Origin of the sequence: Methanocorpusculum bavaricum DSM 4179, assembly GCF_000430905.1 — an archaeon.
Taxonomy (GTDB): Archaea; Halobacteriota; Methanomicrobia; order Methanomicrobiales; family Methanocorpusculaceae; genus Methanocorpusculum; species Methanocorpusculum parvum.
In genome coordinates this window covers 18,665-30,343 of record NZ_AUMX01000020.1, presented here as the reverse complement: position 1 = coordinate 30,343, position 11,679 = coordinate 18,665, and the positions used below count along the sequence as shown (strand labels likewise).

11 protein-coding genes are annotated in these 11,679 nt (G+C 52.5%); 7 read left to right on the top strand and 4 right to left on the bottom strand.

Annotated features, from left to right (window positions below; genetic code table 11):
- Positions 1–233 precede the first annotated feature (233 nt).
- On the top strand, positions 234–1,508 hold the full coding sequence (locus H575_RS06205) for a hypothetical protein (protein WP_042699566.1): 1,275 nt from the start codon (positions 234–236) through the stop codon (positions 1,506–1,508).
- A 205-nt stretch (positions 1,509–1,713) separates the two neighbouring features.
- Positions 1,714–3,039: a TrpB-like pyridoxal phosphate-dependent enzyme gene (locus H575_RS06200; protein ID WP_042699563.1), complete on the top strand. Its 1,326-nt coding sequence runs from the start codon at positions 1,714–1,716 to the stop codon at positions 3,037–3,039.
- A 32-nt stretch (positions 3,040–3,071) separates the two neighbouring features.
- Here the strand turns inward: H575_RS06200 and H575_RS06195 are convergent, their stop codons facing one another.
- The 4 genes from H575_RS06195 to thiM are packed head-to-tail and all read right to left on the bottom strand — an operon-like array spanning position 3,072 to position 6,045.
- Positions 3,072–3,713, bottom strand: coding sequence for a phosphoribosylanthranilate isomerase (locus H575_RS06195; protein ID WP_042699561.1), 642 nt, complete (start codon positions 3,711–3,713; stop codon positions 3,072–3,074).
- Positions 3,703–4,629 carry a class I SAM-dependent methyltransferase gene (locus H575_RS06190; RefSeq protein ID WP_042699558.1) on the bottom strand — a complete coding sequence of 309 codons (927 nt, stop codon included), beginning with the start codon at positions 4,627–4,629 and terminating at the stop codon, positions 3,703–3,705. Before H575_RS06190 ends, H575_RS06195 begins: the two co-directional genes overlap by 11 nt.
- Positions 4,622–5,254 (bottom strand): thiamine phosphate synthase, encoded by a 633-nt coding sequence (gene thiE, locus H575_RS06185; protein WP_042699555.1) that lies wholly within the window; start codon positions 5,252–5,254, stop codon positions 4,622–4,624. Before thiE ends, H575_RS06190 begins: the two co-directional genes overlap by 8 nt.
- Entirely contained in the window at positions 5,251–6,045 is a 795-nt protein-coding gene (thiM, locus tag H575_RS06180) for a hydroxyethylthiazole kinase (RefSeq protein ID WP_042699552.1), read from the bottom strand. Before thiM ends, thiE begins: the two co-directional genes overlap by 4 nt.
- A 67-nt stretch (positions 6,046–6,112) precedes the next feature.
- On the opposite strand from thiM, the gene hmgA reads away from it, so the two are divergent.
- The 5 genes from hmgA (at position 6,113) to H575_RS06155 (ending at position 11,678) form a co-directional block, all read left to right on the top strand.
- Positions 6,113–7,327, top strand: coding sequence for a hydroxymethylglutaryl-CoA reductase (NADPH) (hmgA, locus tag H575_RS06175; protein ID WP_042699549.1), 1,215 nt, complete (start codon positions 6,113–6,115; stop codon positions 7,325–7,327).
- Positions 7,328–7,583: 256 nt separating this feature from the next.
- Positions 7,584–8,378 carry a 2-amino-3,7-dideoxy-D-threo-hept-6-ulosonate synthase gene (locus H575_RS06170; protein WP_042699546.1) on the top strand — a complete coding sequence of 265 codons (795 nt, stop codon included), beginning with the start codon at positions 7,584–7,586 and terminating at the stop codon, positions 8,376–8,378.
- Positions 8,379–8,383: 5 nt separating this feature from the next.
- The gene (locus tag H575_RS06165) at positions 8,384–9,421 is read left to right on the top strand and encodes a 3-dehydroquinate synthase II (protein ID WP_052319994.1); all 1,038 of its coding nucleotides are present in this window, start codon (positions 8,384–8,386) and stop codon (positions 9,419–9,421) included.
- The gene (gene aroE, locus H575_RS08965; protein ID WP_052319993.1) at positions 9,418–10,839 is read left to right on the top strand and encodes a shikimate dehydrogenase; all 1,422 of its coding nucleotides are present in this window, start codon (positions 9,418–9,420) and stop codon (positions 10,837–10,839) included. The genes H575_RS06165 and aroE overlap by 4 nt, the downstream gene beginning before the upstream one ends.
- Positions 10,836–11,678, top strand: coding sequence for a shikimate kinase (locus tag H575_RS06155; RefSeq protein WP_052319992.1), 843 nt, complete (start codon positions 10,836–10,838; stop codon positions 11,676–11,678). Before aroE ends, H575_RS06155 begins: the two co-directional genes overlap by 4 nt.
- Position 11,679: the final 1 nt, after the last annotated feature.

Genomic DNA, 11,679 nt, shown 5'->3' with positions numbered 1-11,679 from the left:
TTTGTGTTTTTTTAGTGTTGAGCGCAAGCTCTCATGTTTTGGTTGTCGTCCCCTCTTCTTTCGTCTTCTATCCGGATACCCCGGGGTATCCTGCATACAAGAAGAAAGAACGGGGGAAAATGAATATCCACAGAAATTAACCGCACGAACCTTTTTCATCCCGGATACAGTAGCATGATCAAACCTAACATATAATACAGAAGAACAAATACAAAACATATCTCTGTATCACCATGAAAAAGATCATCCTGCTCGCGGTCCTGCTCGTCATCATCTCCTCCGCCGGCTGCTATCTCTGTATCCTCAGTGCAAATCCCCAAATATATCCCGATAACGCCTACACGGATTCCCTCTCGGCAGAATACATCTTCCCCTTCAAAAACACCTCAATAACACTTTTCGTCTCCGTTCCCGCATCCATCTATCATGGGGCGAAAGATACCGGATCAAAATACCTTCCTTACACAAAAATAACCTCGCGCGAGTATTATGCTGATTTTACCAATGATCCCCTTCAGGAAGAGATGTACACACAGATCCTGACACAAACGGCATCCGTGAAACATACCTTGGATTTAACGGACGACGAGTATCTGGAGTTGCTCTCGACATTTGTCCAAAGTATTCATTACCATACAAAAGACGAGTACCGCTACCCGGTAGAGACCATTATTGACCAGTATGGTGATTGTGATGACAAAAGTATCCTGTTGGCCGGGTTATTGACCCGTGCCGGCTATGATGCTGTCCTCCTGATCTTTGATGAAGAAAGCCACGCCGCAGTCGGAATAAAAACAGCTGACACAACAGCCTATCCGGATACCGGGGGATACGCGGTCATCGAAACAACCGACTTCAGTTATATCACCGACAGATCGTTCCAATTTGAAGACGGCTCATCACTCTCCAGCATCCCTTCAGTCATCAGTGTCGGCACCGGTGCAAAAACCTACACCTCCGGCAGTCAAATAACCGTCATCCTGAATTACCGGGATAAAGCCGCCTCCCTGATCGATCGGTTATCACGGGAAGGTGCTGAAAAGACCGAAGATCTCGATGAAATGGAAGATGCACTCACCGAATATGAGATCCGCCTTTCCTCACTTGACTCCTCAATGCAAACGGCAATATCCGCATATAATACCTATGCCGATCTGGCAGACTCCATAGTATCACAGCAGAAAAAGCTGAACCGCGATCTTCGCGCAGGCAAAATAACCGACAATGCCTATTCTTCAGAATGGGAAACGCTCAATGCATCCTATACAGAGTATCTGACAAAGGCTGATGATGCGTATCAAAACTACACTGCCTATTACGCGGAGTATCAGAAGCTCTATGCCGAGTATCAGGCATACTACGCAGCGTATGCAGCTTCTTACACAGATTACAGCAGTACGGTCAGCGAACAGAACCGGCACATAGACATCTACAACCTCATCATCACAGAGCCGTATAATCGGGAACATGTATATCAGACCGTTCTGCATGCTCCGGCTCTGATCTGATCAGACCAAAAGGCCCCCCTCCTCATCAGCCGTCAGGACCGTATCGGTCCGACCTTTATCCCCGGGGTCTCCCTTCTCTCTTCGGAAATAGGTCTGCGCGCCTCCCTCTATTTACAATCCCGAACATGTACAAATATAATCATTGAAGTAATAATTTGGTTATTGTTGTACAGATTTTAAATACTATTGGATACCACCTGTATCTATGTTCCCGAAAGATGGTCGTACGACCCTTACAGTAGATGACATCCCTAAAAAATGGTATAATATCGCGGTCGACATCGGCTCCCCGGAGATCCTTAATCCCGGGACAATGAAACCAGTGACCCACGATGATCTTGCACCCGTGTTTTGTAAAACATCGGTCGAGCAGGAACTCGACACCACTCACCGATTCATCGACATCCCGGAAGTCGTCAGAGAAGCATATGCCCAATTCGGCCGCGTAACGCCGCTTCAGCGTGCATATCATCTTGAGCAGTATCTCAAAACCCCGGCCAAGATCTACTTCAAACGTGAAGATGTCAGTCCGACCGGCAGCCACAAACTCAACAGTGCCATTGCCCAGGCATACTACAACAAACGTGACGGAACAGAACATCTGACCACCGAAACGGGCGCGGGTCAGTGGGGTTCTGCCCTTTCCCTCTCCTGCAACTACTTTGATCTCGACCTTATCGTGTTCATGGTCAAAGTAAGTTTCGAGCAGAAACCGTTCCGCAGATCGATCATGGAAACCTACGGAAGCACAGTCTATCCCTCACCAAGTCCAGTCACTGAGTATGGAAAATCCGTCCTCGCAAAAGATCCTTCCTACGGGGGGACCCTTGGAACTGCGATCACAGAAGCAGTCGAAATGGCAGTCAAAGATCCCACCGGAAAAACAAAGTACAGTCTTGGCAGCGTTGCAAATCATGTATGTATGCATCAGACCGTTATCGGTCAGGAACTGATCGCTCAGCTGAATGAGATCGATGTCACTCCGGATCACATGATCGGATGTATCGGCGGAGGAAGTAACTTTGCCGGATTCAGCTTCCCTATGATCCAGAAAAAACTCCATGGAAAAATCGACACAAATTTCCTTGCTGTCGAACCGTCCGAAGTACCTTCACTTACAAAAGGAGAATACCGGTATGATTTCGGTGATTCCGGCTGCATCACTCCGCTCTTTAAGATGCATACTCTCGGGCATGACTTTACCCCGAACGCCGTTCACGCAGGAGGTCTTCGGTATCATGGTATGAATCCGCTGGTGTCCAGGTTATATGATAACAAAACTATCAACGCTGTATCGTATAACCAGGAACAGGTTTTCCAGGCAGCCGTTACCTTTGCGAGAACCGAAGGCATCATCCCGGCGCCGGAATCAGCTCATGCAATCCGCGCTGCTGTTGACCTCGCGCTTGAAGCAAAGAAAAAGAATGAGGAACAGACTATCGTCTTCAATCTTTCAGGTCACGGGCTGCTCGATATGGCCGGCTATGCAAATCACTTCAAAACCTGTAAACAGACAGTGATTGAAGTCTGATCATTTTTTTTTGAAAAAAAGGATCCTCTGATTCAGACGGCCGTATGCGCCGCATGGACGAATGCTTTTGTCTTAAGAGCATCCCTGACATCATTTTTCTTCACTCCGGTGTGAACATCTACCGCATAGGGGCGGACCTGGCGGATCGCCGAGGCCACATTCTCCGGAGTGAGGCCGCCGGCGAGTATGACGGGGATCTCGACCGATTCCACAATCTTTGCACTGATGCTCCAGTCGTGAGTGAGTCCGGTCCCGCCGAGCCGGTCATGGGTCCGTGTGTCCAGGATTATCGCATCAGCATAGGCTGCTTCCCGCTGAGCTGTTTGTACGGCTGACATATCCATCACATGGACTGCTTTTATGATGCGAAGATACGGCAGACTCTTTCTGATCATGCATATTTCTTCAGGCGTGATCGTGTTCTGGATCTGGAGCGCGGTACAGCCGGACTGCTGAACGATGCTGATGATCGAACGGGCATCCTGCAGATGGGTCACCGCAACCGGTTCGATGAACGGTGGCAGTGTTTTTATCATCGCCGCCGCTTCCTCTGGACTTACGGCATCCTGGGTCACGTGCGTGATGCCCATCAGAAAACCTACCGCATCCGTTCCCGCGTCAACGGCACATTTCAGATCGGCAAAACTTCCGGTACCGCAGATCTTACACTTCATCGCCGACCTCTATATCATAGACGGCATGCCAGCTGGCCGGCGAATATGACCGCAGGAACCGTTCGGTGATTTTCGCGTTTGGAAACGCACGCAGAATATCTTCATTGTGTTCTCCTTCTTTCTCGACAAGCGCGTAGAGATGGATGACGGCGCCTTTAGCCGCAAGTTTTGCAGCTCCTGCTAAAAATCCGTATGCTGCGAATGGTAAGTTCATGATTATGCGGTCAAACTTCATCGAATCGAGCATATGCGGGAGATTCATTGCATCGCCGAGAACAGGCACTACGTTATGCAGATGGTTTAATCTAATGTTTTTCTGAAGCAGATAAACCGCGGATGGATTTATGTCGTTTGCGACGATGAGCTTCGCTTTACTGCTCAGCATCACCGGAAACGGTCCGACGCCGGCGAACATATCAAGAACTTTTTCTCCCTCTTTCATGGAAGAGAGAATTCTCTGGCGTTCGTTCGAGAGCCGGGCGGAAAAGTAGGCTGCGGTCAGATCGATGATCATTCTTCTGCCGTATTCATGGTAGAATGTCTCGGTCGTATTTTTTCCGGCGAGCACTTTGAATGTTTTTGTTCTGAACTCTCCTTCGACCGGTGATGTGGCAAAAAGTACGGTATGCGTCGAAGGACGTGCCGCCAGAATCTTTTCCGCTTCGATCTGATCATCTTCCTGAAGAACAACGATCCCGCCGATCTGTTCGTGACGGGGCAGCTCCTCGCGGGGGCTTGTTGTGGAGAACTCCGCCTGCATCCCGGTCTCTTCCAGAACCGGGACAAACAGGAAGCCCTCCTCAACGTACGGCCGGAGGCTTCGGTCTGCCTTTCCTTCGGCAATGAGTTTTCTGCGTCCTGCTTCTCCTTCAAGAACCGGGATCCGCACGCACCACTGCATGACTTTTTCACTCATTTTTTATGTTCCTGATCTTTTCACGCAGATCTCCGGCGGCTTTTTTGATATCCGGTGCACTTACCACTGCGGAGATGACACAGATCCCGTCCAATCCGGCCGCGATGACCTCACTGATATTTCCACTGTTGATGCCGCCGATACCGACCACGGGGATCTCTTTTGGCACGGCTTTTCTTACAGCTGAGATACAGGCAAGTCCGCGGCCTTCACCAGCGTCCGGTTTTGAGCCTGTCGAAAAAACCGGGCTCACTGCCACATAATCCGCGCCGTCCAAAACGCCTTTTACTGCTTCTTCGACCGAACCAACAGAGATGCCGATGATGAAATCATCCGGAACAAGGCGTCTTGCGGTCTTCACCGGCAGGTCGCTTTGTCCAAGGTGAATGCCATCCGCTTTTGACGCGAGCGCGATATCGATCCGGTCGTTTACGATGAAAAGGGCTTTGTCTTTGGTGATCGCACGGATCTTTTCCGCTTCGGCAAAAAGATCCGCCGCGCTCATCCTCTTATCACGGAGCTGGATGACATCCGCTCCTCCTTCAACCGCGAGCTTTGCTATTTCTGCATGGGAATGACCATTTGAGAGTTCTTCGTCGGTTACCACATAGAGGTCATATGTCATGAATACTCAGTGATCTTTGCTGATTTGAGAAACTGTTCTTTGGTGAGCGCGGCCGCGGCGTCGAAAAATGCCGGCTTAAACGATCCCGGGCCTTTTGCAGTTTTTGCTGCTTCTTCGCCGGCGATCCCAAGCGCGGTCATCGCGGCGATACAGCCGTCCATCGGGTCAGTTACTGCAGTGAAGGCGCCGCAGATAGCGCTCGCCATACAGCCGGTCCCAGAGATTCTCCCCATCATTGGGACGCCGTTTAATATCCCGACGACGCGTTTTCCGTCACTTACGATATCCTCCGCTCCGCTTATGACGACCGTACATCCGTATTCTTTTGCATATCTGCGTGCGGTCTCTTTGGGGTCTCCGGAAATGCTGCCGGAATCAACGCCCCGGACCGTTGCCGAGACGCCGGCAAGCGTGCTGATCTCTCCGGCGTTACCTTTCACGACCGAGATGGGGAATTCGTTCATAAACCTCTCCGCGGTTTGTGTGCGATATGGTGTCGCCCCTGCTCCCACGGGGTCGAGAACTATTGGGATGCCGCATTTCTTTGCTCCGTTTGCCGCTGCAAGCATTCCTTCGATCTGGTTTTCATCCAGTGTTCCGATATTCAGCACAAGAACGCCCGCTATTTTTATCATATCCACTACGTCTTCAGGTGCGTGCGACATCACCGGTGATGCCCCGAAACATATTGTCATATTGGCGCAGTCATTTACCGTGACGTAGTTGGTGATCTGATGCACAAGGGGATTTCTCTCCCTGACAAGGTCCAAAATGTGAGCGTATCTCTGCATATGCCTGAATATTATTTGCCTGTCTGACAGAAAAATGTATTAGTCCCTTCTGAACTATTGTATACTTATGGATGAGTATCTTGCAAAGATCCGTTCCGGGGATCTGAAACTTTACGCGCTGGAGAAGAGTATGCCGGCAGATGATGCCGTATCTCTTCGCCGTAAATATATCGAAGAGGAGACCGGTACGGATCTTTCCGCTGTCGGGACCTATTCGATACCTATTGACCGGGTAGTTACCCGAAACATCGAGAATATGATCGGCTGTGTTCAGATCCCGCTGGGAGTTGCGGGACCTTTGGCGGTCAAAGGGGAGTATGCCAGCGGAAAGTACTGGCTCCCGCTTGCGACGACAGAAGGCGCTCTGGTCGCTTCGATCAACAGAGGGTGCGGCGCCATCACCAAAGCCGGCGGCGCCGAGGTGCGAATTCTCCGAGACGGCATGACCCGTGCACCGGTTTTTGCAGCCAGAAGCGTTTCCCACGCGGCCGAGGTTGCGAGGTGGGCGGAAGACAATCTCCTTCTTTTGAAGGTCGCCGCCGAAGAAACCACAAATCACGGCGAACTGATCGGGCTCACGACATATACGGCAGGTACGAGTGTCTTTATCCGCTTTGAGTTCGACACAAAGGATGCTATGGGCATGAACATGGCGACGCTCGCCTCTGAAGCCGCAGCTCATCTGATCGAAGAGGAGACGGGGGCAAAACTTATCGCCGTATCCGGAAACATGTGCTGCGACAAAAAACCCTCTGCGATCAACATTATCGAAGGCCGGGGCAAAACGGTTTCAGCCGGGGTTTTTCTCTCGGATGAACTGGTGGCATCCGTGTTCAAGACAAACTCAGCTACCCTTGCGGAGGTCAATACCCGCAAAAATCTGACAGGATCTGCCCGGGCGGCATCTCTCGGATTCAACGCCCAGGCAGCGAACGTTGTTGCCGCCATGTTCATCGCCTGCGGACAGGACCCGGCCCACGTGGTCGAGGGAAGCAATGCGATCACGACCGTGGATATGGCGGAAGGCGGCGTGTATGTCTCCGTCACGCTCCCCTCGCTTCAGGTCGGGACGGTCGGAGGGGGAACGAGTATTGCCACCCAGAATGCAAATCTTACGATGCTCGGCGTTGCCGGCGGGGCGGAAAATCCGGGAGACAACGCAAAAGCATTTGCCGAGATCGTGGCAGCCGGCGTTCTGGCAGGCGAACTGTCGCTTCTCGGGGCGCTTGGAGCCCAGCATCTTGGAAAAGCGCACAGAGAACTCGGCAGAGGAGAAAAATAATTTATCATCCTTTTTTGATTCGCATCATCTGTTTTTCTGCGCCGGTCACGCGTAATATCTCTACTTTTCCTCCTCTCTCTGATTGGACATCTCCGGACTTTTTCGGGTTCTGATCTGGATTTTGTGCAGAGAAAACTGATGATTGCGGCATACATATTGAAAAATGCCGTCATAATTCAGCATATATCCCGCAATATCCCTGGTCTTTGCTCTGTCCAGAAGATTGATGTTGTCACCGTGCTAATGATTAGCACACATGTTTGGAAAACATATCCGTATGGAACGGGTCATAGACCGGAACTCCGGTCGTGCCGTTATTGTACCATTGGATCACGGCATTTCGATGGGACCGATTCCCGGGCTCACCGACATGCGTGACACCATAAACAAGATCTCGATCGGCGGAGCCACGGCAGTTCTCATGCACAAAGGCATGGTTCCCTACGGTCATCGGACATCCGGAAAAGATATCGGTTTGATCGTCCATCTTTCCGCCGGCACCGGTCTTGGAACCGATCCCAACTCGAAGGTCATCGTCACGACCGTTGAGGAGGCAATAACGCTTGGAGCGGACGCCGTATCCATTCATATCAATCTGGGAGCCGATACCGAACCCGAGATGATCTGCAATGCAGGAGAGATCTCCCGCAAATGCCAGCAGTGGGGCATGCCGCTTCTTGCGATGGTCTACCCTCGCGGCAAAAACATCAAAGACTCGTTCGACGTGGATGCCCTCAAAACCTGCGCCCGCGTTGCAGCCGAACTTGGTGCTGACATCGTAAAAACCAGTTACACCGGAGATATCGATACGTTCCGTGAAGTGGTCCGCGGAGCCCAGATCCCGGTCGTCATCGCCGGAGGTCCGAAGATGGGCTCTGACTTAGAGATGCTTCAGATGGTCCGTGACTCTCTCGATGCAGGAGGAAAAGGTGTTTCAATCGGAAGAAACATCTTCCAGCACAATGATATCATTGGTATTACCTCGGCCGTCACCGATATCGTGTTAAGGGACGCATCCGTGGAAGAAGCAGCAAAACACCTCATCCGGTGAAGTAAATGACCGTTCAACTACCTCCGATCCTGATCCGTGCCGACCACCTGCCGACCTATGACGAACGAAAAGCCGTCGTCGCTTCAGCCCTGGAATCCGGGTATACCCATATCATCCTGAGACCGGAAGATGAGGCTCTCAGCCATCTCGGCAGATATACTGCTATACTAGCCGAAGGCAAAAACCTCATGTATTCCGGGGAACGCATCGGCGTTCTCCTGAACCTGACCGGTGCCGAGGAAATGGAGGAGGCGTACAGCCTGAAGAATGCCGTTCCAACTCTGATCATCTCCCCCGAAAACTGGAAGGTCATCCCTCTTGAAAATCTCATCTCCCGGTTCCAGAACGCCGAGACGAGTGTATATATTTGCGTGAAGACCCCCGAAGAAGCCCGTCTCGCTTTCCAAACAATGGAGGTGGGCTCTGACGGTATCGTCATCACGCCGGACGGTCCGGCCGATCTTGCCGCATTTTCCGGGATCAGGACCGCTGAATACCCGGTAGTCGATCTGGAAACCGCCGTGGTCACCAAAATATCCACGCTCTCTTTAGGGGACCGGGTATGTATCGACACCTGCTCGCTTCTGGAGAGGGGAGAGGGCATGCTGATCGGTTCCCAGTCATCCTGCCTTTTCCTCGTCTGCTCGGAGAGTTTTGAGAGCGAATACGTCAGCGCCCGGCCGTTTCGGGTGAACGCCGGCGCCGTCCATTCATACATTCTCTGCCCTGACTGTACGACGAAATATCTCTCCGAGATCGCGAGCGGGAACGAACTCCTTTCCCGCAAACCTGACGGCAGTCTGCGAAGCGTGAATGTCGGCAGAGTAAAAATCGAGATCCGCCCCATGCTCTATATCGAGGCAAAAGCCGGAGGAAAGACCTACTCGGTCGTTCTCCAGAACGCCGAGACCATACGCCTTGGAACGCCGTCGGGAGCGGTTTCCGTATCCGATCTCGCGATCGGTGATCTGGTCTATGTCAGACTTGAAAGCGGCGGCCGCCACTTCGGACATACGATGGCGGAAACGATCTGCGAAAAATGACTGCAAATTGTGCCGTTATTGTGGCGAAAGACGAGGGAGAAGCGTGGACCCTTGCAAAAGAAGCGATCCTGAAAGGAGCAGAGGCTCTTGAATTCCGGCTGGATTCCTTCCCGGTCATACCGGCAGATCTCTCCTTTCTTGCGTGCGGCGTTCCATCAATAGCCACACTCAGGTCTCCTTTGGACGAGGAGCGAAAAGATATCTTTCTCCGAGCTCTCGCGTCCGGCGCAAAGTACATCGACATAGAATCGGACTCGGTTCTGAGAAACCGGTTCCCAAAAGAACAGGTCATCTGTTCGTATCATGACTTTGAGAAAACGCCCGCCGAGGATGAGATCCTTGCAATCTTCAACGATCTTCGATCCTCGGGAATCCCCAAAGCCGCATTCATGGTGAGGGGGCCGGCGGATCTGCTTGCAGTCTGGAGTGCCGCATCTGTTCTTAGAGAAAAAGGAGCTCCGTTTATTCTTATAGGCATGGGGGCCGCCGGCGAGGTTACCCGTATCCGCTCATCCGATCTTGGATCGATGCTCAACTACTGTGCGTTACGGCCGGAACTTGCGTCCGCTCCGGGTCAGATAACACTGGAAGAGGCTGAGAGGCTCGGTACCGATCCGCAGGTTGCTGCCGTAACCGGCTATCCTTTGACCCATACGTTCTCGCCGGAGATCCACAACGCGGCATTCAAAGCCGCGAAGATCCGGGGGCGATACGTGAAGATCCCGTCAGCTCCTGAGGAACTGCTCCTTATCCCGGAGGTTATCAGAAAATACCGGATCATCGGGATGAACGTAACCATTCCTCATAAAGAATCGGTCATTCCTTTCCTGAAAAGGATCGATCCTCTTGCCGAATCCGCCGGAGCAGTGAATACTATCCGAAACTCTCCTGCCGGTCTCGAGGGGTACAATACCGATATTCTGGGAATCGCTGCATCGCTCGCGTCAGTGGACGCGGATCCAAAGGGCGCCGAGGCGCTCATCATCGGCGCCGGAGGGGCAGCAAAGGCAGCCGCCGCGTATCTGAAAGCCGCCGGTGCCCACATTTCTATCGCCAACCGGACATTTGCCCGGGCGGAAACGCTTGCCGAATTGTTTGGCGCACGATCAGTAAAAATTGAGGATCTCAAGCCGGCATATACGATCATCCTCAACGCGACCCCGGCCGGTATGAGCGGGTTTGAACACTGCTCGCCGGTTCCGCATACGATATTCACCAAAGACACGGTTGTTATGGATATGATCTATGATCCGGAAGTGACTCCCCTTCTTGCCGCTGCAAAAGCCGCCGGCGTTCGTGCCTGCATCAACGGAAAAACCATGCTGATCGAACAGGCCGCCGCATCATTCACTCTCTGGACAGGCATCACGCCTGACCGGGCCGTGATGAGAAAAGCATTCGAAGCGAGGGCGGCATGATCGGCAAAGGAGTTTCCTACGGTGCGTTATCGGTGATCAACGCGATCTCTACCGGAAAAGGGGCGGCCTTTGGAATCGATCTCAAAACCGAGGCGACCGTCCAACTGATTCCGGAAAACGAGTTTTCCGTCGAGATCGGCGGCCACCCGTCCGAGTCCGTTTCCCTCGCCCGTTTTTCCGTCGAGGAGGTGCTCCGGCGGTATCCTGACTCGGGAATGAATGGTGCGGTGATCAGAACTACGTCGAATATCCCCATATCTCAGGGCCTGAAAAGCAGCAGTTCGGCCGCGAACGCTATAATATCGGCCGCCGCCGCTGCGCTCGGCATCCGTCTCGATCCGCTCGAGATCGGCCGGATCGGCGCGACAGCCGCCGTCAAAGCGGGCGTCAGTATTACCGGGGCATTTGATGATGCCTGCGCCTGTCAGCTCGGGGGTCTCGTATTCACCGATAATCTGAAACGCGAACTTCTGCTCCGCCGCCCGATGCCCGAAGGCTACACGGCCGTGATCCACATCCCGCCGTTCCAGATCCGGAAATCCGCATTTCCGAGTGAGAAGATGCAAAAAATGCGTGATATGGTCTCTGCCGCATATGATATGGCGATCGAAGGAGATGTTTTTTCAGCGATGTATGTAAATGGAAGATGTACCTGTGAAGCGATCGGCATCACGCCGGAGACGGCCGACAGAGCCCTCTCATGCGGAGCCGCCGCCGCCGGACTTTCCGGTACGGGTCCCGCCACCGGGATACTTGTGCCTGAGGGCAGGTTAGATGAATTTCTCGATCGGTTCGGTCGGGAAGATATCCTCATTGCGAATATCAGGAACGGGGTGTGAG